Below are 22,681 nucleotides of genomic sequence, written 5' to 3' on the forward strand. Positions count from 1 at the left end.
GCGCCGCAGAATTTGAGCCACAACGCTTCACTGACGAAGCGTCGTTGGAATTCAAAGATGGTTGGCAAAGACCACTATTGCCCCGGTCGGTGGGCATAGCGAATGCGGATCCTGTTCGCGACGCCCGAAGTATCAGACTTCATTCAAGTCGGCGGCCTTGCCGCCGTCTCCGCGGCTCTGCCGCGCGCCTTACGCGACCTTGCTGACGTACGCGTCATCATCCCAGGCTATCCGGCGGTTCTGCGCGGCTTGAGCGATCTCAAGACCGTGGGTCGATGCCAGCCCTACGCCGCCCTGCCCGCCTTCGAGGTCGATCTCGGGCATGCCGCGGATGGCCTGACATATTACGTCGTGCGCTGTCCCGAACTGTACGAGCGGGACGGCACGCCCTATGCCGACGGCCGCGGGGCGGATTGGTCCGACAACAATGTGCGGTTCGCCACTTTCTCCTATGCCGCCGCTCAGATAGCCAGAGGATTGGTCGACAAGGACTGGTCCGCCGACCTGGTTCACGCCAACGACTGGCAATGCGCGCTGATCCCCGGCTATCTAGAATGGCACTACGCGCACATTCCGACCGTCTTCACGATCCACAATCTGGCCTATCAGGGGGTCTTCGACCGGAGCTCGCTGGCCCCGCTCGGGATCCCCGAGGCGAGCTTCAACATCGACGGTGTCGAATTCTACAATCGCCTGTCCTTCATCAAGGCCGGTCTGGTCTATGCCTCGCACCTGACCACCGTCAGCCAGACCTATGCGCGGGAGATCACGACGGCCGAGTTCGGCTGCGGTCTCGAAGGGCTCCTGAAGCAAAGAGCTGATCGCAACCAGCTGTCCGGCATCCTCAACGGCATCGACGAGAGCTGGGACCCGAGGACGTGCTCGTCGCTGTTGCAGCCGTTCGGGGCCGGTGACTGGACCGAGCGTTCCCTCAACGCCGACGACGTCAGGGACCAGTTCGGCCTGGCAATCTCACGCGGTCCCCTGTTCGCCCTCGTGGCGCGCCTCGTTCATCAAAAGGGCGTCGACCTCGTGATCGAGAGCGCTCAAGCGATCATCGATGCGGGCGGCCAGATCGTCGTCACCGGCAAGGGCGAGCCGCGGTTCGAAGAAGCCCTGCTCCAGGCGCAGGCGCGCGCGCCGCGATCGATTGCCGTCAAGATCGGCTTCGACGACGCCGAGGCGAGGAAAATCTTCGCGGGCAGCGACTTCACGTTGATGCCGTCGCGCTTCGAGCCTTGCGGACTTAGCCAGATGTACGCCCAGCGCTTCGGCTCGCTGCCGATCGGCCACCGCACCGGCGGCCTCGCCGAGACCATCGTCGACGGCGAGACGGGATTTTTGTTCGACCGGGCATCGGCGCCCGGCTTCCTCGGGAGCCTGTGCCGGGCCTTTTCGACCTTCGGCATGAAGGATCGTCTCGATCATATGCGCAGGGCCGCCATGGCCCAGGCCTTCAGTTGGAGCCAGTCGGCCAAATCCTACGCGGCGCTCTACAAATCATCGATCTAGGGAACTGACCATGAAGATCGCTCAAATTGCTCCCCTCGCCGAGAGCTGTCCCCCGCGGCTGTACGGCGGCACCGAGCGGATCGTCTCTTACCTGACTGAAGAGCTGGTGCGCCAGGGCCACGAGGTTACGCTGTTCGCAAGCGGAGATTCAATCACGTCGGCCGAGTTGGTGCCGTGCTCGAAGATGGCCCTTCGTCTCGATCCTGACGTCAAGGACATGACGCCCCACCACGTCATGATGCTGGACCGTGTTGCGCGACGCGCGGACGAATTCGACGTCCTTCATTTCCACACCGATCAACTGCACTATCCCTTGATGCGGCCCTACGCGAACCGAATTCTCACGACGTTGCATGGCCGGCTCGACCTTCCGGATCTGATGCCGTTCTACTCAGCCTTCCCCGAGCCGCCGCTGATCTCGATTTCTAACGCGCAACGCAGTCCGATGCCGCCGGTCAACTGGCTCGGCACCGTGCTGCACGGCCTCCCCGAGAACATCCTGCCCTATCGGCAAGAACCTTCCGGCGACTATTTTGCGTTCCTCGGGCGGATCTCGCCGGAGAAAGGTCCCGACAAGGCAATCGAAATCGCGGCCAGGACTGGCGTTCCCTTGAAGATGGCGGCCAAGATCGACGCCGCCGATCAAGGCTATTGGGATCAGGTCATCGCGCCGATGGTCGCGGCGCACCCGAATGTCGAGTTCGTTGGCGAGATCAACGAATTCCAGAAGGCCGATTTTCTCGGCAACGCCCGCGCGTTGCTGTTCCCGATCTGCTGGCCGGAGCCGTTCGGTCTCGTCATGATTGAAGCCATGGCCTGCGGCACGCCGGTGATTGCCCTTGCCCACGGTTCTGTGCCTGAAGTCATCGATCACGGTGTGAGCGGATTTGTCGTGAATACGACGGAAGAGGCGATTGCGGCGGCAAGACTGGTCGGCACGCTCGAACGTCAGGCGATCCGCAAACGGTTCGAGCAACGCTTCACGGCCGAGCGGATGGCCAAAGACTATCTTGCCGCTTATCGCCGCCTGCCCGCGCTTCAGCAAATGCCTGGACTCGGCATGCTCGCAATTGCCGAAAGTGACGTGGCGATCCGGATGCCGATACCTTCCGCCAGTCTGGCGATGGGCGCGACAACCGCAAGCTGACGCGTCTCGCATTCACTGGAACGGAAACATCCGGCGACTGTTACGACCACACACAGGAGTTGCCGCCATGCGCCGTTCGACACCGAAGCCCATTCGCAACAAGCTCGACCTGACCGACCGCGCGCAGATGCGCCTCGTCAGGAAACGCTTGGGTCTGTCAGATGCCGAATTGACTGCGATCGCCGGGCGGATCGGCAATTCGATCTCCGCAATCAGCAAGGAAGCGGCCCAGCAGCGCGCCAGCGTCCTGCCCAAGCCGGCCGATGTGCCGCCGGCCGCCGTGATCGCCTCGGCAACGGCTGCTGAACAGGCCGCGACCGAACTACCGGCAACAGCGCCGACATCCTGACCTGATCGTCATTGGGGGGCAGACATGGACCAAAAGACGCAATCCGACGACGCCCTGACGCGGGCGGCGTCGAGCCTGCGCCGTTCCCGGATCACGGAAGGCAAGCCGTTTCCGCTCGGCGCGACCTGGGACGGCCTCGGCGTCAATTTCGCGCTGTTCTCGGCCTATGCCACCAAGGTCGAGCTGTGCCTGTTCGACGCCGACGGTGAAACCGAAATCGAGCGCATCGAGCTTCCGGAATATACCGATGAGGTCTGGCACGGCTATCTGCCGGCGGCCCGCCCCGGCACGGTCTATGGCTATCGCGTTCATGGCCCGTACGAGCCCGACGCCGGACATCGCTTCAACCCCAACAAGCTGCTGCTCGATCCCTACGCCAAGCAGCTGGTCGGACAATTGCGCTGGGGACCGGAGCTGTTCGGCTACCAACTCGACCACGCCGACAAGGACCTCTCCTTTGACGAGCGCGACAGCGCGCCGCTCATGCAGAAGTGCCGCGTCATCGACCCCGCGTTCACCTGGGGCGCGGCGCGCAAGCCCGAAGTGCCGTGGGAGCGGACGATCGTCTACGAGATGCACGTCAAAGGCTTCACGCAGCTGCATCCGCTGGTGCCCGAGGCAGACCGCGGGACGTTCTCCGGCCTCGCGCATTCGGAAATCCCCGCCTATCTACGCTCGCTCGGGATCACGAGCGCGGAGCTGCTGCCGATCCATGCTTTTGTTGATGATAGCTATCTGGTCGACAAAGGCCTGCGCAATTACTGGGGCTACAATTCCATTGCCTTCTTCGCGCCGGAGCCGCGTTACCTAAAGACGCCGTTCGCGAACGAGTTCAAGGAGATGGTCAACCAGTTCCACGCCCATGGCATCGAGGTCATCCTGGATGTCGTCTATAATCACACCGCCGAAGGCAACGAGCTCGGCCCGACGCTGTCGTTCAAGGGCATCGACAACGCAAGCTATTACCGCCTGCTGCCGGACCAGAAGCGCTACTACATCAACGATACCGGCACCGGAAATACGGTGAACCTGTCGCATCCGCGGGTGCTGCAGCTGGTTGCGGATTCCCTCCGCTACTGGGCAAATGAGATGCGGGTCGATGGCTTCCGCTTCGACCTCGCCACCATCCTCGCGCGCGAGCCCTATGGCTTCGACGAAGGCGGCGGCTTCCTCGACGCTTGCCGTCAGGATCCGGTGCTGTCCAGCGTGAAGCTGATCGCGGAGCCGTGGGACATCGGCCCGGGCGGCTATCAGGTCGGCCAATTTCCGCCTGGATGGGCCGAATGGAATGACAAGTTCAGGGATAGTGCGCGCGCCTTCTGGAAGGGCGACGAGGGATCAATCGCGGACTTCGCCAAGCGCGTGTCGGGGTCGGGCGATCTCTTCAACAAGCGCGGACGCCGGCCTTGGGCCAGCGTCAACTTCATCACGGCGCATGACGGCTTCAACCTCAACGATCTCGTCTCCTACAACGACAAGCACAACGAGGCGAACGGAGAGGACAACCGCGACGGGCACAGCAACAACCATTCCTGGAATTGCGGCGTCGAAGGACCGACCGACGATCCCGAGATCACTGCGCTGCGCGAACGCCAGAAGCGGAATCTGCTCGCGACGATGCTTCTGTCCCACGGCACGCCGATGCTGCTTGCCGGGGACGAGTTTGGGCACACCCAGAATGGCAACAACAACGCTTATGCCCAGGACAACGAGACGACGTGGCTCGACTGGATGGGTATCACGGCAAACGGCCGCAGCCTTCGCGAATTCGCGCGCAAGCTGATCGCCACGCGCAAGGCCTTCCCGATCCTCTATCGCAGCCGCTTCCTGGTCGGCTCGCACAACGAAGAGCTCGACGTCAAGGACGTCACATGGCTGTCGCCCTCCGGCGACGAGATGACCAGCGAGCAATGGCAGGACGGCAACGCCAAGTGCTTCGGCATGCTGCTCGACGGACGCGCCCAGGAGACCGGGATCAAGCGCCGCGGCTCGGACGCGACGATGCTTCTGATCTACAACGCCCACTATGATGTAGTGAACTTCACCTTACCGACGGTCACCGATGGAAACAGCTGGTTGGGATTGATCGATACCAATCAGCCAGAGGCCCAGATGCCCGCATTCGAGCTCGGACACGCTTACGCCGTGACCGGACGGTCGCTTGTCGTATTTGGTCTTGCCACCGAGAATGCGGCCACGCGACGCCTGCTACAAGGTCTCGGCGCGCTGCTCGATGTCGCGGAAGCGCCATTGCCGCGCTAGAGTTCCAGCCTCGCGGAAAGCACACCCAGGCTGCAGCCGGTATCGCCCTCGCCGGCCCGCGCAGCTACACTGCTCCGATTCCCGGAGCTTCTCCTCTTGGCCTTCCTCTTCGTCCTCACCGTCGGCCTCGTCGCCGGCACCATCTCAGGCATCGTCGGCACCGGCTCGTCGATCATGCTGATGCCGGTGCTGGTCTATGCCTATGGGCCGAAGGAAGCCGTGCCGATCATGGCGGTGGCGTCCGTGATGGCGAATTTCTCGCGCATCCTGGCCTGGTGGCGCGAGGTCGACTGGCGGGCTTGCGCGGCCTATTCGGTCACTGGCATTCCGGCCGCCGTGCTCGGCGCGCGGACGTTGCTGGCGCTGCCCTCGCATGCCGTCGATCTCGCCATCGGCGTGTTCCTGATTGCGATGGTGCCGGTGCGGCACTGGCTGGCGCGGCACGATTTGAAGGCCAATCTCTGGCACCTTGCGATCGGCGGCGCGGTCATCGGCTATCTCACCGGCATCGTGGTCTCGACCGGCCCGCTCAGCGTGCCACTGTTCCTGTTCTACGGCCTCTCGAAGGGCGCCTTCCTGGCCACCGAGGCCGCAAGCTCGCTCGGCCTCTATTTCGCGAAATCAGTGACCTTCGAGCGCTTCGGCGCGCTGACCGGCGATGTCTTCATGAAGGGCCTGATCGCGGGCGCCTCGCTGATGTCGGGCGCCTTCATCGCAAAACGCTTCGTGCTGCACCTGAAGCCGGACATGTTCCGCCTGCTAATGGACGCGATCATGATCGCGGCCGGGCTCTCGATGCTGTGGAACGCGGCGCAGCCCTGACCGCGCTCAGGCGGCGAATTCGGGCGCGATCGACGGGCTGTCGGCAAGGACGCGGCTTTCGACCGCCGGCCGCGTCTCGAGCCATTGTAGCACGGCGTCGAGCGGCTGCGGCCGCTGATAGAAGTAGCCCTGCCCGAATCTCACGCCCATCTCGCGCATGGCCGCGGCCTGCTCGGCGCGCTCGATGCCTTCAGCGACCAAAGTGAGCCCCAGCGTGCCGGCGAGCGATGCGATCACGCCGACGATCGCCTTGTCTTCCGCGCTATCGGGAATCTCGTTGATGAACGCCTTGTCGATCTTGACCTTGTCGAGCGGGAAACGCCGGAGATGCGCGAGCGAGCTGTAACCGGTGCCGAAATCGTCGAGCGCGATCGTGGCTCCCAGGCGGCGCAGGCGATGCAGCGTCTCGGAGGCGCTGGCGATGTTGTTGATCAGCGAGCCCTCGGTGATCTCGAGCTCCAGCAGTGAGGCCGCAACGTCGAAGCGCGCGCAGCTCGCGCGCAGCTCGGCGGCGAGCGAATGGTCGGCAAGCTCGGACGGCGGCAGATTGATCGCGATCCGGATCTGCGGCCTGCCGGCGGCGGCGAGCCGCTGCAGCGCCCAGCAGGCGTCGGTCAGCACGTAACGGGTCAGCCGCGCGTTGTTGCCGCTGCGCTCGATCAGCGGCAGGAATTCAGCCGGGCCGATCACGCCATGTTCGGGATGCCGCCAGCGGATCAGCGCTTCCAGGCCGACGACATCTTGGCTCTCGAGGTCGACCTGGCTCTGGTACCAGACCTCGAACTGTCCCTCGACAAAGCCCGTGGGGATGGCAAGCTCGAGATCCCTGCGGCGGCGATAGTCGCGCTGCAGCGCTTCGTCGAGCACGGCGACCGTGCCGGGCGCCTTGCTCTTGGCATGATAGAGCGCGATATCGGCCAGCGTCGGCAGGTGCGACAGCTCCGGATCGTCGGCGCGGCGCACGGCAAGGCCGATGCTGGCGCGCGGCACGACCTGCTTGTCGTGGAGCCGGATCGGTTCGGAAATGGCGGCCAGCACCTGCTGTGCGAAGGCGTGCGCCGACGCCTCGTTGCTCACCTCGGGGCGAATGACGACGAATTCATCGCCGCCGAGCCGGGCGACCCAATCCTCCGCCTCGACCGCACGACGAAGACGCTCGGAAATTTGCACCAGGAGCTGGTCGCCGGCCTCGTGGCCGAAGGTGTCGTTGATGCCCTTGAAGTCGTCGAGATCGATGAAGCAGAACGCGACCAGCGCGTCCGGCCTGCCGCCATCGCGGCTCGCGACGGCAAGCCGCTCGGTCAGCGAGCGCCGGTTGGGCAGCCCCGTGAGCGGATCGTGCGCGGCCATGTGTCCGAGCCGGTCGAGCGCGCCCGACGTCGTATGCTGCATAGCGTTGAAGGCGCGCGCGAGCTGGCCGAATTCGTTCGCGGATGTGACGTCCGCCGGATAGGCGCGGCCGTCCTGCTTGCTGCGCTGGATCGCCGACATCATGGCCGCCAGCGGCCTGCCGATGAAGATGTTGGCGGAAATCCGCATGGCGATCAGGGTCGCAAACGTCGCGAGCAGGCCGACGACCAGCAGCAGCACCATCCGGCTGCCGGTGTCCGCATACAACGCCTTATGGGAATAGGCGATGGCGATGCGGCCGGCCTGAACGGCCATGTTGCCGTTGCTGTACTGGATCGGACGCGAGACCTCCGCGACCGTCTGTCCTTCGGGGCGCGCCACCACGCGGGCAATCGCAGCGCCTGTGTCGTCATAGACGGCCGCCGCCGCGATGGTCTCGTCGTGCATGATCTCGTTGAGCACGCCCGTGACCTGGTCGTAGCGCATCTTCCAGAGCGGCTCGGCGATCAGCTCGGCGCGGCTCTCGGCAACACGGGCCATGCGGGCGTCGAGCTGCCTGATCTGCGACCAGAAGCTCGAAGCCTCGACACCGGCGGAGGCCAGCAATTGCACCAGCAGCAGAACGGGCACGGTGGCCCAGATCATCGCGCGAACGACCGAGCGCAGGCGCGGCGGCGCGGCCTCGTCGTTACTTTCCGGCTCGTTCATCGCCTCATCCTCGCGCATCAGTCCGCGGCGCCTTCGGGAAGCGGCAGCGACGAAATCAGCGCATCGAGCGAGAAGTCATAGTGACCGCAGCGTCCCGGCTTCGCCCTGAAGCGCGCGAAGTCGATCCGGTCGAACGCACGCGTCTTGATGAGGTCGCCGACCGAGGCGAGATTCTGGCGGGTGATTGCAGAGGTCTTGACCTCGACGCGGGGCGAGGCCGCCGCGAAATCGCAGCCGTCGGCATAATCGCGCAGCAGAACGATCGACCAGCCGCCAAGCAGGAAATGCCCGCCGTCGGTCAGCAGCAGGCGGCCTGCCCTGATCTCGCGCAGCGCGTCCTCCGACCAGTTGAGGCCGACCAGCTGAATGTCGCGGCCGGGCATGAGGCCGGCGGCGACCACCGCGCGCAGCGCGCCGAGCGCCATCGGATCGTTTCCAGCCCAGATGCCGGCGGGCCGGATCTCCTTGCGCGAGGCCCAGCTCAGATAATTCGTGGTGACCTGCTCGGCCTCCGACTGCGTCCAGTTGGCGAACAGCAGCCGGTCCACCACGACGTCAGGCGCGGCGTCCACCGCAAGCTTGAGACCGGCGTTGCGCGCGATCGAGGCGGGCGTGATCTCGTCGCCGCCGATGCCGAGAAGATGGATCTTGCCGTCCGGGCTCTGCCATTTCTCGGCACGCGCGGCCGCGATCAGGGCGTTGGCCATCCGCGCGCCCGCGGTCTGAAGATCGGTCGTGATGTCGCCGAGCCAGGTCTTGAGCTTTTGCCGGGGCGGTCCAAGTCGCGCCGCATCCTCGCCGATCAGCGTGTTCGAGAGCAGCAGGGTCTTGACGCCCGCAGCCTCGGCCGCCTCCAGGATGGGAACGGCGGCGGATTCCTCGTTCGACAGGATGAGGAAATCGGGCTTGTCACGGCGTGCGACCACGCCGAATCCGAGCTCCTGCATGGTGCGATAGTTGCGTTCGCTGGTCAGCACCTCGACATGCGCATCGAGCTTGCGGCCGGCGGCCTGCATGGTTTGCGCCACCATGTCCCAGTAGACCTCGCCGGTCTTGCCGGGATTGACGAACACGATGTCGAGGGGCTTGGCATAGCTGGGGCTGGCGGACGCGAAAACGCCGCCGGCCATGCCCACAGCGAGCAATATTCGCAGGAATCTCGTCATTTCTCTTCGCCGCCCCCGATGGTTCCGAGGTTGGACCCGCGTCCGCTAACACTTCGCAAAATCCACCCGGCCACGGCGACACAGGGCTAATGAAAGGTATATCTGGCCTGCCGAATTGAGATAATCGAAGCGCCGGCGATCACCCTGCCATTCCGTGCTATCAGCAAGCTGAAACCTCGACTCATCTGTCCCCATGGCCAAGAACACGCTTTCCTTCGTCTGCCAGAACTGCGGCGCGGCCTATAACCGCTGGCAGGGCAAATGCGAGTCCTGCGGCGAGTGGAATACGCTCGCGGAAGAAGACACCAGCGGCAGCGTGCCGGTCTCGATCCGCTCCAAGCGCAAGGGCCGGACGTTTGCGCTGGAGAGCCTCGCCGGCAAGAGCCCGGATGCGCCGCGCCTGTCCTCTGGCATGACCGAGCTCGATCGCGTCACCGGCGGCGGCTTCGTCCGTGGTTCGGTGCTGCTGGTCGGTGGCGATCCCGGCATCGGCAAGTCGACGCTGCTGACGCAGGCGACCAGCCTGCTGGCGCGTGCAGGCCACCGCGTTGTCTACATCTCCGGTGAAGAGGCGGTCGCGCAGGTGCGGCTGCGCGCCGAGCGGCTCGGCCTGTCGGACGCGCCGGTGCAGCTCGCCGCCGAGACCTCGGTCGAGGATATCGTCTCGACACTGTCGGAGGGCGCCGTTCCGCGCCTCATCGTGATCGATTCGATCCAGACCATGTGGACCGACACGGTGGAATCGGCGCCCGGCACCGTGACCCAGGTGCGCGCCTCGGCGCAGGCGCTGATCCGTTTTGCCAAGAAGACCGGCGCGGCCATCATCCTTGTCGGCCATGTCACCAAGGACGGCCAGATCGCCGGCCCCCGCGTGGTCGAGCACATGGTCGACGCGGTGATGTCGTTCGAGGGCGAAGGCTCGCAGCAATTCCGCATCCTGCGCGCCGTGAAGAACCGTTTCGGGCCGACCGACGAGATCGGCGTGTTCGAGATGACGGGCCTCGGCCTGCGCGAGGTCACCAATCCCTCGGAGCTTTTCCTGTCCGAGCGCGATCTCGGCACGCCCGGCACCGCAGTCTTCGCGGGTATCGAGGGCACGCGGCCCGTTCTGGTCGAGTTGCAGGCGCTGGTCGCGCCGACCTCGCTCGGCACGCCCAGGCGCGCGGTGGTCGGCTGGGATCCGAGCCGACTGTCGATGGTGCTGGCGGTGCTGGAGGCCCATTGCGGGGTCAAGCTGTCCGGCCACGACGTTTATCTGAACGTCGCCGGCGGCCTGCGCATCCACGAGCCGGCGGCCGACCTCGCCGCCGCGGCGGCGCTGGTGTCATCCCTGGTTAATGCGCAATTGCCGACCGATGCGGTCTATTTCGGCGAGATCTCGCTCTCCGGCGTGGTGCGGCCGGTGGCGCAGACCCCGGCTCGGCTCAAGGAAGCCGCAAAACTCGGCTTCCAGCGCGCCGTGCTGCCCGAATCGGCCCGGGGCGAGACCGGCGGCGATGCCGGATTGACGCTGAACGCGGTCAATAGCCTGACGACATTGGTGGCCGAGATCGCCGCCCGCGGCTCGCGCCGGGGCGAATCGAACGCGCCGGCCGAGAAAAATGCCACACCGGCAAGATTCCGCCGCGGAGAGGGCTAGGTGGAGGTGACGCCGGAGGCCCCCGCCGCTATACAGCCGTCACAAAAGCAGCATGGGATTGCGTGGTTGCGGCCTTGCCGGGAACGCCGTCTGCCCCTCTTTTAGGGCAGCGGCCAAACACCGATTCGCTAGAGCACCTTCGAAGTACGAGCGGACCAGACCAGCCGATGCCAGTTACACTCCTCGACCTGATCCTGCTCGGTGTGATGCTGATCTCGGGCCTGCTCGCCATGGTGCGCGGCTTCATGCGCGAAATCCTGTCGATCGCGGCCTGGGGCGCGGCGGCGATCGTGACGCTGTACTCGTTCTCAAAGCTGCTGCCGACCGCCAAGACCTATTTCAACAACGACACGGTGGCGAGCGTCGTCGTCGTCGCGGGCGTATTCGTGGGCACCCTGGTCGTGGTCTCCGTGATCACGGTCCGGATCTCCGACATGATCCTGGATTCGCGCATCGGCGCGCTGGACCGCACGCTGGGGTTCCTGTTTGGCCTGGCTCGCGGGCTTTTGATCGTCGTCGTCGCGTTCCTGTTCTTCACCTGGCTGGTGCCGGACAAGCAGCGCCCGGACTGGGTCACGGGCGCAAAGTCCCGCGTGGTGCTGCAGGGAACCGGGGATTGGCTGATGGCCCTCTTGCCTGACGACCCCGAGAACACCATCTTGAAGAGATTCAAGAAAAACAAACCAGATGATGATCAAGCTGATTCCGAGCAGCAGCCTTCGGGCAGTGGCGACGGATACAGTAAACCTGCTCGTGACAGTTTGAAGAAACTGATCGAGAAACCTGCGGCGCGTTGATTGCCCCTAAAGAGAGGCGTGGACGAGATGCGACACCCTGACCAGGACGCCCAATTCGATCTCGATCCACACGCCGGCCCGGGTCCGGCCGCGCTAGAGGTCCAGGACGATCTGGAGGGGGATACGCTGCGCGAGGAATGCGGCGTCTTCGGCATCTACGGCCACCCCGACGCCGCCGCCATCACCGCGCTCGGCCTGCATGCCCTTCAACACCGCGGCCAGGAAGCCGCCGGCATCGTCTCCTACGACGGCAGCCGTTTCCACAGTGAACGCCGGCTGGGTCTCGTCGGCGACACCTTCTCCCGCCGCGAGGTGATCGACCGCCTGCCCGGCAACATGGCCGTCGGCCATGTCCGCTATTCCACCACCGGCGCCACCATCCTGCGCAACGTGCAGCCGCTGTTCGCCGAGCTCAATGCCGGCGGCCTCGCCGTCGCCCACAACGGCAACCTCACCAACGGCCTGACGCTGCGCCGCGAGCTCGTGAAGAACGGCGCGATGATGCAATCGACCACCGACACCGAGGTGATCCTGCACCTGGTCGCGCGCTCCAAGCGCAGCCGCTTCATCGAGCGCTATATCGACGCGCTGCGCGAGATCGAGGGCGCCTACGCGCTGGTCTCGCTGACCAACAAGAAGCTGGTCGGCGCGCGCGATCCGCGCGGCATCCGCCCGCTGGTGCTCGGCGAGCTCGACGGCTGCCCGATCCTGACCTCGGAGACCTGCGCACTCGACATCATCGGCGCGCGCTTCATCCGCGACATCGAGCCGGGCGAGGTCATCGTTTTCGATGAGAACGGCCAGGACATCCACAAGCCGTTCCCGCCGATGGCTCCGCGTCCCTGCATCTTCGAATACATCTATTTCTCCCGTCCGGATTCCGTCGTGCACGGCCGCTCGGTCTACGAGGTGCGCAAGGCCTTCGGCGCCCAGCTTGCGCGCGAGAGCCACGTGCCGATCGACGTCGTCGTGCCGGTGCCGGATTCCGGCGTGCCCGCCGCGGTCGGCTACAGCCAGCATTCCGGCGTGCCGTTCGAGCTTGGCATCATCCGCAACCATTATGTCGGCCGCACCTTCATCCAGCCGACGCAGGCGATCCGCGAATCCGGCGTGCGCATGAAGCATTCGGCCAACCGGGCCGCGATCGAAGGCAAGCGCATCATCCTGATCGACGACTCCCTGGTGCGCGGCACCACCTCGAAGAAGATCGTGCGCATGATGCGCGATGCCGGCGCCAAGGAAGTGCACTTCCGCCTCGCCTCGCCGCCGATCCTGTATCCCGATTATTACGGCATCGACCTGCCGGACCGCGGCGGCCTTCTGGCCGCGACGCATTCGCTGGAGGAGATGCGCGAGATCATCGGCGCCGACTCGCTCGCCTTCCTCTCGATCGACGGCATGTACCGCGCCATGGGCGAGCCCGGCCGCGACCCCGCCAATCCGAAATTCTCGGATCACTGCTTTACCGGGGCGTATCCGACCCACCTCACCGACCAGACCCAGACCGAGCAGCAGCCGCGGCAGCTCTCGCTGCTGGCGGAGGCGAGCTGACGGCGAAGCCGTCATCCCGTGGCGGTGCCTAAGCGCCGAACCCGGGATCTCGATGTGTTGCCTCGAACTTCTAGATTTCGGGTTCGGTCCTGCGGACCGCCCCGGAATGACGACCACGCGGGGGCTTGTCCGGGCCGTCCACGCCTGTAAAACCCCGCCATGACAAAACCCCTCGCTGACCGCATCGCTCTCGTCACCGGCGCCTCGCGCGGCATCGGCTATGCCACCGCTCTCGCCCTGGCGAAGGCCGGTGCGCATATCGTGGCCACCGCCCGCACGCAAGGCGGGCTGGAGGAGCTCGACGACGAGATCCGCAAACTCGGCGGCAGCGCCACCCTGGTGCCGCTCAACCTCACCGATTCCGACGGCATCGCGCGGCTGGGCGCCGGCCTGCATGAGCGCTATGGCAAGCTCGACATCCTCGTCGGCAATGCCGGCATACTCGGCCCCTCCTCGCCGATCGGCCATATCGAGCTGAAGGCTTTCACCGACGTCATGGCGATCAACGTCTCCGCGAACTTTCAGCTGATCCGCTGCATGGAGCCGCTGCTGAAGCAGTCCGACGCGGGGCGCGCCGTGTTCATCACCTCGGGCGCCGCCAACAAGGCGACCGCCTATGTCAGCCCCTATGCGGCGTCCAAGGCCGCGCTGGAGACGCTGGCGCGCGCCTGGGCGCAGGAGACCGCGAACACGAAGCTGCGCGTCAATCTGTTCAACCCGGGGCCGGTCCGTACCCGCATGCGCGCCACACTGATGCCGGGCGAGGATCCGGCGACGCTCGACACGCCCGAGCAGGTCGCCGAACGCATCGTGCCGATGTGCGCGCCCGACTGGACCGAGACCGGCAAGTTCTACGATTACAAGACCCGCACGCTGATGAGCTTTCGCTCGCCCGCCTGATTGACTCGCATGCCTCCCCGCGATTGACTGCCGCCGCTCAAGCGGCAGCAAGCCGCAAGCCAAAAGGGAGGTCACCATGACGCAATGGCATGGTCGCGCAGGTTTTGCGCGTGCGCTCGCGAATGTCTCTCACGCCGTCTCGATCCTGATCGCCGCGGTGGCATTCGTGCTTCCGGGCACAGCGCGGGCCGGCGACGTCCCGACTTTCGCGGTCGATGCCTCCTGGCCGAAGCAGCTGCCCAACAACTGGGTCCTCGGTCAGGTCGGCGGCATCACGGTCGATTGGCAGGGCCACATCTGGGTGATCCATCGCCCGCGCTCGCTCACCGACGACGAGAAGGGCGCGAGCCTGACCCCGCCCCGCTCGAAATGCTGCGTGTCGGCGCCGCCCGTGCTCGAGTTCGACGCCGAGGGCAATCTGCTGCGGTCCTGGGGCGGGCCGGGCCAGGGCTACGAATGGGTCGGCCGCGAGCACGGCATCGAGGTCGACGAGCGCGGCTTCGTCTGGGTTGGCGGCAATGCCGACAACGACAACACCATTTTGAAGTTCACGCTCGACGGCAAATTCGTCGCCCAGATCGGCAAGTTCGCACCGAGCCTCGGCAGCAACGACACGACGCAGCTTGGCAAGCCTGCCGAGACCGCGATCGACAAGGAGGCGAACGAGATCTACATCGCCGACGGCTACGGCAACCGCCGCGTCATCGTGTTCGACGCGACGACGCTGGCCTATAAGCGTCACTGGGGCGCCTACGGCAACAAGCCCGACGACGCCAAGCAGGCACCCTACGATCCCAAGGCGCCGGCCGCGCAGCAATTCGGCAATCCGGTTCACTGTGTGAAGCTCGCCAATGACGGCCTCGTCTATGTCTGCGACCGCATCAACAACCGCATCCAGGTGTTCAAAAAGGACGGCAGCTTCGTGAAGGAGTTCTTCTTCGAGAAGAACACGCTCGGCAACGGCGCGGTGTGGGACATCGCGATCTGGCCGGATCCGAAGCAAACCTGGCTGCTCAGCGCCGACGGCGAGAACAACGAGATCAGGGTGATCAAGCGCGAGGACGGCAGCGTGGTCGGCAGCTTCGGGCATAGCGGCCGCAACGCCGGTCAATTCCACTGGGTGCACGCCATGGCGATCGACGCCAAGGGTAATGTCTATACCGCCGAGGTCGACACCGGAAAGCGCATCCAGAAATTCAAGCTGACATCGGACGCACTCAAATAGCGTCTCAACGCATTTTGTCCAAAAAGTTAACCTGCGGATGACGCTGCGACGAAAGCGTCATCCGGCTTTAGGCGCATTGCCGCCGGGCCTCGGACAGGCTAGAGCCATCAGCCGGAACGAGGCTCCGCAAGAGAGCCGTCCGCATATTTGACAATGGAGGAAACCTTTTATGACGACGACGTTCGCGCGCCGCTCTGCGGCCCTTCTGGCCTGTGCCGCCTTCGGTTTTGCAACATCCGCTTTCGCGCAGGACAAGACCGTCAAGATCGGCGTGCTCAATGACATGTCGAGCCTCTATGCCGACATCGGCGGCCCGAACTCCGTGGTCGCGATCAAGATGGCTGTCGAGGATTCCGGCCTGCTCAAGAAGGGCTGGAAGATCGACGTCATCAGCGGCGACCATCAGAACAAGCCCGACGTCGGCGTCAACATCGCCCGGCAGTGGATCGACAACGAGAAGGTCGACGCGATCGCGGACACGCCGAACTCCGGCGTTGCGCTTGCGGTCAGCAACCTCGTCAAGGAAAAGAACGCGGTGCTGCTGAATTCCGGCGCCGCCTCCGCGGACCTCACCGGCAAGGCCTGCACGCCGAACACGGTGTCCTACACCTATGACACCTACATGCTCGCCAACGGCACCGGCAAGGCGCTGACCAAGGCCGGCGGCGACAGCTGGTTCTTCCTGACCGCGGATTACGCCTTCGGCCATGCGCTCGAGCGCGACACCACGGCGGTCGTGACTGCGAACGGCGGCAAGGTGCTCGGCAGCGTCAAGCATCCGATCAACACCGCGGACTTCTCCTCCTTCCTGCTGCAGGCGCAATCGTCCAAGGCCAAGGTCGTGGGCCTCGCCAATGCCGGCGGCGACACCACGAACTCGATCAAGCAAGCGGCAGAATTCGGCATCGTCTCCGCCGGCCAGAAGCTCGCCGCGCTGCTGCTGTTCATCAACGACGTGCATTCGCTGGGCCTGAAGACCGCGCAGGGCCTGACCTTCACCGAATCGTTCTACTGGGACCTCAACGACAAGACCCGCGAATGGTCCAAGCGCTTCTCGCAGCTCGCCAGCAAGAACGCGATGCCGTCGATGACCCAGGCCGGCAATTACGCGATGGTGCTGCACTATCTCAAGGCGATGGACGCGCTCGGCGGCAATCCGCATGACGGCGCCAAGGTCGTCGCCAAGATGAAGGAGCTGCCGACCGACGATCCGCTGTTCGGCAACGGCCCGCTGCGCCAGGACGGCCGCCGCCTCATCCCGGCCTATCTGTTCGAGGTGAAGAAGCCCGAGGAGTCGAAGGGACCGTGGGACTATTACAAGCAGATCGCCACGATCTCGGCGGAAGACGCCGCCAAGCCGCTCAAGGACAGCGATTGCCCGCTGGTGAAGAAATAGGCGAGAGGTCGTAAGGGCGGGTTAGCCACAGGCGTAACCCGCCTCTATCTCTCACCTGGAAGACGGCGGATTGCGCTTCGCTAATCCGCCCTACTTTTAGTGCCCACCCTACGAGACCGTCCTCGGTCCACCCAGCGTCCGCACCGCAATCGCGACGCACACCACCATCAGCGCCGCCGCCAGCAGGAACGGCGCGCCGGGCAGATGCAGCGGCGCGCTGGCGCCGATGAAATAGGAAAAGGTCAGCGTGAACAGGAACGGGCCGACGAGCTGCGAGACGCTCTGCACGCTCGCGGTCGTGCCCTGCAGCTGACCCTGCTGCTCGGGCGCCACCAGCCGTGTCATCAACGCTTGCGACGCCGCACCCGAAATGCCCCACAATGCCAGAATGGGAATTCCGATCCAGGACAGCGGCCCGGTCGGCGCCGCGCCCAGGACCACGAAGCCGAGTGCGCCACAGCACAGGCCGAGCAGCAACGCGTTCCGCTCGCCCAGCACACGCACGATGGGACCGATCGCGAGCCCCTGCACCACCATGGCGCAGATGCCGACCATCGCCAGCGTCAATCCCACGGTCTTGGAATCCCAGCCGTAGCGATAGGTCGCATAGAGCACGAAGGTCGAGGGCAGCACGACATGCGCGACCTGCGCGATGAAATTGACGACGGACAATCCGGCCAGCGCCGCGTTTGAGCGCAGCAGGTGGAGCGCTCCGAGCGGACTGGCGGTTCGCCAGCGAAACGGCGCGCGCTTGTCGGGCGCCAGCGATTCCGGCAGGACGAACAGCCCGTAGAGCGCATTGGCGAGGCTCAACCCCGCCGAGGCCCAGAACGGCAGGCGCGGATCGATGTCGCCGAGCAGGCCGCCCAGCGCCGGACCGAGCACGAAGCCGGCGCCGAAGGCTGCGCCGATCCGGCCGAAGACCGCCGCGCGCCGCTCCGGCGGCGTGATGTCGGCGATATAGGCAAAGGCTGTCGAGATGCTGGCCGACGTAATGCCGGAGACGACCCGGCCGACGAACAGCCAGGCCAGCGACGGCGCCAGCGCCATCAGCACGTAGTCGGCGGCAAGCCCGAAATTCGACAGCAGAACCACCGGCCGCCGCCCGAAACGATCCGACAGGGCCCCTAACAGCGGCGAGAACACGAATTGCATCAGGGCCCAGGCGGTGCCGAACAGGCCGAAGATGCGGGCCGCGTGCGCGGCGTCGTTGTCGACGAAGCTCTCGATCAGCTTCGGCAGGATCGGCATGATCACGCCGAGCGCGAGCATGTCGAGCAGGATGGTCACGAAGATGAAGGCGACCGCGCCGCCCCTCGCTGGCACAGCGCCCTGCGCCGTCACCTCTCCGGCGCCATCATTCACGACGGCCGCTTGCGCTTGTGCGCGAAGGGATTGGCCTTCTCGCGCAGGGTGATGCGCACAGGCGTACCCGGCAGATCGAAGGTCTCGCGCATGGAGTTGGTGAGGTAGCGCAGATAGGACTGCGGCACCGCGTCCGCGCGCGAGCAGAACAGCACGAAGCTCGGCGGGCGCGCCTTGTTCTGCGTGATGTAGTTCAGCTTCAGCCTGCGGCCGGACACCGCCGGCGGCGGATTGGCCTGGACCGCCTGCTCGAACCAGCGATTGAGCGCCGAGGTCGGCACGCGCCTGTTCCAGACCGCATAGGCGTCCTGGACCGCCTGCATCAGGCGGTCGATGCCCTCGCCCATCAGGCCCGACACCGCGACGATCGGCACGCCCTTGACCTGCGGCAGCCAGTGATCGGCATCACGGCGCAGACCCGAGATCGCGCCGCCGCCCTTGGTCTCCATCAGGTCCCATTTGTTGACGGCGAGCACGATGGCGCGGCCCTCGCGCTCGATCAGATCGGCGATGCGCAGATCCTGCTCCTCGAAGCGGTTCTGCGTGTCCATCATCAGCACGACGACTTCGGCAAAGCGCACCGCACGCAGCGCGTCGGCGACCGAGAGCTTCTCCAGCTTCTCCTCGATGCGCGAGCGACGGCGGAGACCCGCGGTGTCGAACACGCGAAAATCACGGCCCTTCCAGTTGATCTCGACCGCGATGGAATCGCGCGTGGTGCCGGCCTCCGGGCTCGTCAGCAGGCGCTCCTCGCCGAGCAGATGGTTGATCAGCGTCGACTTGCCGGCATTGGGCCGGCCGACGATGGCGACGCGGATCGGGCGGGTCGCGGCCTCCTCCTCCGTGAGCGGCACGCCGTCGTCCTCGTCCTCATCCTCATCGACGGGCTCCGGCATCAGCTTGGCGAGCTCATCATAGAGCTCGCCCATGCCCTCGCCGTGCTCGGCCGAGATCTGGATGGGATCGCCAAGCCCGAGCGCGAAGGCCTCCATCGCGCCGGCATCGCCGTGCTTGCCCTCGCTCTTGTTGGCGACCAGCAGCACCGGCTTGTTGGCCTTGCGGGCGAAATCGGCGAAGGCCCGATCGGTGGGCGTGAGGCCGATGCGGGCATCGATGACGAAGAACAGCGCGTCCGCCTGTGCGATCGCGGCCTCGGTCTGCTCCTGCATCCGCGCGGTCAGCGAGCCCCTGGCACCCTCGTCGAGGCCGGCGGTGTCGATGATGGTGAATTCGAGATCGCCGAGCCTGGCCTCGCCCTCGCGGCGGTCGCGGGTGACCCCCGGCAAATCATCGACGAGCGCGAGCTTCTGCCCGACCAGACGGTTGAACAGCGTCGATTTGCCGACATTGGGCCTGCCGATAATGGCGATCGTGAAGGACATCGGTCATTCGTGCGCTGCCGGGGCTGCGCGTGTCAATGAAATGAATGATCAGCGCGAGAAGCTGCCGCTCGGCAGCGGCGCCGGGAAAGCTCCCTGCGATTGCTGCTGCGTGGTCTGGGTCGGTTGTGCCTGCTGGACCGGCTGATCCGGCGGCGGTGCAGTGGTGCGCTTGCGGACGATCTTGTGCTTGGGCGGCGGGGCGGCCGTGGGCGGCGCGGCCTCCGGCTGGGCCTCGCCGTCAACCTCGCCGGCAGGCGCCTCAGCCGGCGCGACGGCTGCGGCGGCCGGCTGCCTCGTCTTCTTAGCCTTGGCGCCCTTCGCCGGCTTGGCCGGCTCGGGCGGCGGCTCCGCGGGCAAGGCCGCGACGGCGGGCGCATTCGGATCGGGCTGCTGCTGAGCGCCCTTGTACAGCTCCTTCGGCACGCCCTGTTCGAGGCCCGGCACGCCTTCCGGGAAGACCGGCTTGCGGTCGCCCGGCAGCTTCTTCTTGGTGTCGAGGAAGTCGAGCATGTCGCTTGGATCGAAGCTGGAGCAGCCGCCCAGGACGCCCGTGAAGGCGATCAGGACGGCGGCTGCGATCAAGCGTGGCATACGGCGCATCGTGTGTCTCGTTTACGTCAGAGGGCCCGTCGGTGAGCTCTTGGTCAGCTTTTGGCGACGGGCGGCAGCAGGGCCTGGAGCGCCTCGGCGCGCGAGCGCAGGCCGGGCGGCGTCTCGCCATCCTCGGCGATCGCCTCGAGCCATTTGCGGGCCGCGGTCATGTCATTGTTGCGCCAGGCCGACAACGCCAGCATCTCGCGAGCACTATGGCGGAAGGTCGCTGTCGATTTGGGCGCAGCGGAGGACTCCAGGCGCTGCTGCATGTCGGCATAGCTGGCGCTATCGAGCACGAGGCCGGCGGCGCGGATCTTCGCCAGATCCTGCCACTCACCGCCCACGCTGCGGTCGGCAGCAAGGTCGTCATACATCTTCGCGGCGGCCTTGGGGTCGCGCGCGGCAGCCTCGGCCGCGGCGCGCAGCCGCGCCAGGGTGCGATAGCCCGACGGCGCCTTGGCGGCGAGCTCTGTGAAGGCCTTCTCCGCGTCGGCGTGCTTGTCCTGCTCCGACAGCTCGACGGCCTTCTCGAAGGCAGCGCCAGCCTCAGCGGCCTTCTTGGTCTCCAGATATTGGTAACCACGCCAGCCGGCGACGCCCGCGACGATCAGCACCATCAGGGCGATGAAGTAGATCGAATATTTATCCCACAGCTTTTTGAGCTGTTCGCGACGTACTTCCTCGTCGACTTCGTCAAATAATTCAGACACTTATGCTAATCCCATGCCCGTCCGGGTGCGCGCGCCGAAGCGTCCGCGTCAGGAATCCCGTCCCCCACGTGGCGGCGAGGTACCCTAACGATATGGCGCTGGCAAGGCAAAGCGAGCCCGATCAAGGCGTTAACCACCCGGGAGAGCCCGGATGGCCTGCCCGGCTCAGGCTCCCAGGAGCTCGCGCAACTGCCGTTTCAGCACCTTGCCGTTGGCATTGCGCGGCAAGGGATCGGCTGTGATCGCCAAGGTCTCGGGAACCTTGTAGTCAGACAGCCGCTCGGCGCACCAGGTCCGCAGGACCTCATGGGTGACCGGCTCTCGCGTGACCACCACGGCGTGGACGCGCTCGCCCAGCACCGGGCACGCCTTGGCGATGATCGCGCTCTCGACCACGGCGGGATGGCCGGCCAGCACGGATTCGACCTCGGCCGAATAGATCTTCAGGCCGCCGCGGTTGATCATGTCCTTCTGCCGGTCGAACACGCGGACAAATCCCTCCGCATCGACCGATCCGAGATCGCCCGAATGCCAGAATCCGCTCGTGAAGCTTTCGGCGGTGGCCTTCGGGTTGTTCCAATAGCCCTTGATGACGGAGGCGCTCTGGATCCAGAGCTCACCGATCTCGCCGCGGGGCAGCTCGCGCCCATCCGGGCCCATCGCCACGATGCGCGCGCCCGGGCAAGGCAGGCCGACGCTGTCGATATGGCTCTCGGTCAGCTCGCCCGGCATGATCGTCGAAGGTGACGTCGTCTCGGTCGCGCCGTAGCAATTCATCAGCTTGAGGCCCGGAATCTTCGCCTTGAGCTTCTCGATGGTCGCGACCGGCATCGGCGCGCCGCCAAAGCCGCCGATGCGCCAGCTCGACAGATCGTAACTGTCGAAATCGGGCTGCAGCAGGCAGAGATTATACATCGCCGGCACCATCACCGTGTAGGTGACGCGCTCGCGGGCAGCGAGCTTGAGGTAATCGGCGGCCTTGAATTCGGGCATGATGATCAGCGCGCCGCCGCAGCGGATCATGGTCGTGATGTTGGCTACGATTCCGGTGACATGGCCGAGCGGCACCGCCGCGATCGAACGATCCGCTTCCGTCAATTGCAGGCAGGACACGAACACCATCGAGGAATGCACGATGTTGCAATGGGCCAGCATCGCGCCCTTCGGCTTGCCAGTGGTGCCCGAGGTGTAGAGGATCATCGCGGTGTCCTCTTCGCTCACCTCGACCGGCGCCGAGGCCGGCGCGTTGTCGGCGAGCGCCGCGAAGCGCGATCGGGCCGGATCGTCGTCCATGGCGATGCGATGAATCAGATCAGGCACATCCTGCGCCTCGGGCAGCCGCTCGGCGAGCGAGCCCTCGTGGATCAGGATCTTGGCGCCGCAATCGGCGAGCACATAGGCGATCTCCGGCTTCTGCTGACGCGTGCTGAGCAGCACCGTCACCAGCCCCTCATGCGCGGCGGCAAACAGCAGCAGCGGAAATTCGATACGGTTGCCGAGCAAAATCGCGACACGGTCGCCACGCTGCAGGCCGAGCTTGCGCAAGCCCGCGGCGATCCGGGTCGCCTGCTCCACCGCCTGCCGCCAGCTCAGCCGGACATTGCCTGCGATCAGTGCCTCGCCATCGCCATTGCGGGCGCAGGCGTCCGCGATCATCGCCCACAGATTTGCCGGCCGGTCGCCAAAGGAAGGCACCACCCGATCGCCAAACCGCGCCTCGAGCCGCATCGGCGGGATCTGAGATTGCGACCAGTCCATCGAACGCCCTCGGCTTGTTGCTTTGTCACCTTCCGCGCACGGCTGCGC

18 protein-coding genes are annotated in these 22,681 nt (G+C 65.5%); 11 read left to right on the forward strand and 7 right to left on the reverse strand.

All coding sequences use genetic code 11. From position 1 onward, the window contains the following. Positions 1 to 102: 102 nt before the first annotated feature. The 5 genes from glgA (at position 103) to ML401_RS19605 (ending at position 6,092) form a co-directional block, all read left to right on the forward strand. Positions 103 to 1,512, forward strand: a complete 1,410-nt coding sequence (glgA, locus tag ML401_RS19585; RefSeq protein ID WP_259211337.1) for a glycogen synthase GlgA — start codon at positions 103 to 105, stop codon at positions 1,510 to 1,512. A gap of 10 nt (positions 1,513 to 1,522) precedes the next feature. Next, complete coding sequence (locus tag ML401_RS19590) at positions 1,523 to 2,659, forward strand: glycosyltransferase family 4 protein (RefSeq protein ID WP_259211341.1); 1,137 nt, start codon at positions 1,523 to 1,525, stop codon at positions 2,657 to 2,659. A 67-nt stretch (positions 2,660 to 2,726) separates the two neighbouring features. After that, positions 2,727 to 3,008, forward strand: coding sequence for a hypothetical protein (locus ML401_RS19595; protein WP_194402483.1), 282 nt, complete (start codon positions 2,727 to 2,729; stop codon positions 3,006 to 3,008). A 24-nt stretch (positions 3,009 to 3,032) separates the two neighbouring features. Beyond that, positions 3,033 to 5,270, forward strand: a complete 2,238-nt coding sequence (glgX, locus tag ML401_RS19600; protein WP_259211360.1) for a glycogen debranching protein GlgX — start codon at positions 3,033 to 3,035, stop codon at positions 5,268 to 5,270. A gap of 96 nt (positions 5,271 to 5,366) precedes the next feature. After that, positions 5,367 to 6,092 carry a sulfite exporter TauE/SafE family protein gene (locus ML401_RS19605; RefSeq protein WP_259211362.1) on the forward strand — a complete coding sequence of 242 codons (726 nt, stop codon included), beginning with the start codon at positions 5,367 to 5,369 and terminating at the stop codon, positions 6,090 to 6,092. Between the two features lie 6 nt (positions 6,093 to 6,098). On the opposite strand, the gene ML401_RS19610 is transcribed toward ML401_RS19605, so the two are convergent. Both ML401_RS19610 and ML401_RS19615 read right to left on the reverse strand, forming a co-directional pair. Beyond that, positions 6,099 to 8,150, reverse strand: coding sequence for a bifunctional diguanylate cyclase/phosphodiesterase (locus tag ML401_RS19610; RefSeq protein ID WP_259211364.1), 2,052 nt, complete (start codon positions 8,148 to 8,150; stop codon positions 6,099 to 6,101). Positions 8,151 to 8,167: 17 nt separating this feature from the next. Continuing rightward, positions 8,168 to 9,316: an ABC transporter substrate-binding protein gene (locus ML401_RS19615; RefSeq protein WP_259211371.1), complete on the reverse strand. Its 1,149-nt coding sequence runs from the start codon at positions 9,314 to 9,316 to the stop codon at positions 8,168 to 8,170. Positions 9,317 to 9,509: 193 nt separating this feature from the next. Between ML401_RS19615 and radA the strand changes: the two genes are divergently transcribed. The 6 genes from radA (at position 9,510) to ML401_RS19645 (ending at position 16,824) form a co-directional block, all read left to right on the forward strand. Further along, positions 9,510 to 10,955 (forward strand): DNA repair protein RadA, encoded by a 1,446-nt coding sequence (gene radA / locus ML401_RS19620; protein WP_211417396.1) that lies wholly within the window; start codon positions 9,510 to 9,512, stop codon positions 10,953 to 10,955. Positions 10,956 to 11,122: 167 nt separating this feature from the next. Beyond that, entirely contained in the window at positions 11,123 to 11,752 is a 630-nt protein-coding gene (locus ML401_RS19625) for a CvpA family protein (protein WP_011086837.1), read from the forward strand. A gap of 27 nt (positions 11,753 to 11,779) precedes the next feature. Continuing rightward, positions 11,780 to 13,303 carry an amidophosphoribosyltransferase gene (gene purF / locus ML401_RS19630; RefSeq protein ID WP_194402489.1) on the forward strand — a complete coding sequence of 508 codons (1,524 nt, stop codon included), beginning with the start codon at positions 11,780 to 11,782 and terminating at the stop codon, positions 13,301 to 13,303. A gap of 159 nt (positions 13,304 to 13,462) precedes the next feature. After that, on the forward strand, positions 13,463 to 14,203 hold the full coding sequence (locus ML401_RS19635; RefSeq protein ID WP_211417397.1) for an SDR family NAD(P)-dependent oxidoreductase: 741 nt from the start codon (positions 13,463 to 13,465) through the stop codon (positions 14,201 to 14,203). A gap of 76 nt (positions 14,204 to 14,279) precedes the next feature. Then, positions 14,280 to 15,428, forward strand: a complete 1,149-nt coding sequence (locus ML401_RS19640; RefSeq protein ID WP_259211413.1) for a hypothetical protein — start codon at positions 14,280 to 14,282, stop codon at positions 15,426 to 15,428. A gap of 169 nt (positions 15,429 to 15,597) precedes the next feature. Next, positions 15,598 to 16,824 (forward strand): ABC transporter substrate-binding protein, encoded by a 1,227-nt coding sequence (locus ML401_RS19645; protein ID WP_212066060.1) that lies wholly within the window; start codon positions 15,598 to 15,600, stop codon positions 16,822 to 16,824. A 108-nt stretch (positions 16,825 to 16,932) separates the two neighbouring features. On the opposite strand, the gene ML401_RS19650 is transcribed toward ML401_RS19645, so the two are convergent. The 5 genes from ML401_RS19650 to ML401_RS19670 all read right to left on the reverse strand — a co-directional run bounded on the left by ML401_RS19650 (position 16,933) and on the right by ML401_RS19670 (position 22,633). Continuing rightward, a complete protein-coding gene (locus tag ML401_RS19650; protein WP_285806613.1) occupies positions 16,933 to 18,189 on the reverse strand; it encodes a TCR/Tet family MFS transporter in 1,257 nt (418 codons plus the stop codon). Continuing rightward, a complete protein-coding gene (der, locus tag ML401_RS19655; protein WP_212066058.1) occupies positions 18,186 to 19,571 on the reverse strand; it encodes a ribosome biogenesis GTPase Der in 1,386 nt (461 codons plus the stop codon). The genes ML401_RS19650 and der overlap by 4 nt, the downstream gene beginning before the upstream one ends. A 48-nt stretch (positions 19,572 to 19,619) precedes the next feature. Continuing rightward, entirely contained in the window at positions 19,620 to 20,171 is a 552-nt protein-coding gene (locus tag ML401_RS19660; RefSeq protein WP_194402495.1) for a hypothetical protein, read from the reverse strand. A gap of 44 nt (positions 20,172 to 20,215) precedes the next feature. Beyond that, positions 20,216 to 20,875: a tetratricopeptide repeat protein gene (locus tag ML401_RS19665; protein ID WP_194402496.1), complete on the reverse strand. Its 660-nt coding sequence runs from the start codon at positions 20,873 to 20,875 to the stop codon at positions 20,216 to 20,218. A gap of 165 nt (positions 20,876 to 21,040) precedes the next feature. After that, positions 21,041 to 22,633, reverse strand: coding sequence for a class I adenylate-forming enzyme family protein (locus ML401_RS19670; RefSeq protein ID WP_285806614.1), 1,593 nt, complete (start codon positions 22,631 to 22,633; stop codon positions 21,041 to 21,043). Positions 22,634 to 22,681: the final 48 nt, after the last annotated feature.

The sequence above is a fragment of the Bradyrhizobium sp. 62B genome, from assembly GCF_030272265.2.
Lineage (GTDB): Bacteria > Pseudomonadota > Alphaproteobacteria > Rhizobiales > Xanthobacteraceae > Bradyrhizobium.

Coding starts and splice junctions, on each gene's coding strand:
- glgA (WP_259211337.1), top strand. CDS start 103: ATGCGGATCCTGTTCGCGACGCCCGAAGTATCAGACTTCATTCAAGTC.
- ML401_RS19590 (WP_259211341.1), top strand. CDS start 1,523: ATGAAGATCGCTCAAATTGCTCCCCTCGCCGAGAGCTGTCCCCCGCGG.
- ML401_RS19595 (WP_194402483.1), top strand. CDS start 2,727: ATGCGCCGTTCGACACCGAAGCCCATTCGCAACAAGCTCGACCTGACC.
- glgX (WP_259211360.1), top strand. CDS start 3,033: ATGGACCAAAAGACGCAATCCGACGACGCCCTGACGCGGGCGGCGTCG.
- ML401_RS19610 (WP_259211364.1), bottom strand. CDS start 8,150: ATGAACGAGCCGGAAAGTAACGACGAGGCCGCGCCGCCGCGCCTGCGC.
- ML401_RS19615 (WP_259211371.1), bottom strand. CDS start 9,316: ATGACGAGATTCCTGCGAATATTGCTCGCTGTGGGCATGGCCGGCGGC.
- radA (WP_211417396.1), top strand. CDS start 9,510: ATGGCCAAGAACACGCTTTCCTTCGTCTGCCAGAACTGCGGCGCGGCC.
- ML401_RS19625 (WP_011086837.1), top strand. CDS start 11,123: ATGCCAGTTACACTCCTCGACCTGATCCTGCTCGGTGTGATGCTGATC.
- purF (WP_194402489.1), top strand. CDS start 11,780: ATGCGACACCCTGACCAGGACGCCCAATTCGATCTCGATCCACACGCC.
- ML401_RS19635 (WP_211417397.1), top strand. CDS start 13,463: ATGACAAAACCCCTCGCTGACCGCATCGCTCTCGTCACCGGCGCCTCG.
- ML401_RS19640 (WP_259211413.1), top strand. CDS start 14,280: ATGACGCAATGGCATGGTCGCGCAGGTTTTGCGCGTGCGCTCGCGAAT.
- ML401_RS19645 (WP_212066060.1), top strand. CDS start 15,598: ATGACGACGACGTTCGCGCGCCGCTCTGCGGCCCTTCTGGCCTGTGCC.
- der (WP_212066058.1), bottom strand. CDS start 19,571: ATGTCCTTCACGATCGCCATTATCGGCAGGCCCAATGTCGGCAAATCG.
- ML401_RS19660 (WP_194402495.1), bottom strand. CDS start 20,171: ATGCGCCGTATGCCACGCTTGATCGCAGCCGCCGTCCTGATCGCCTTC.
- ML401_RS19670 (WP_285806614.1), bottom strand. CDS start 22,633: ATGGACTGGTCGCAATCTCAGATCCCGCCGATGCGGCTCGAGGCGCGG.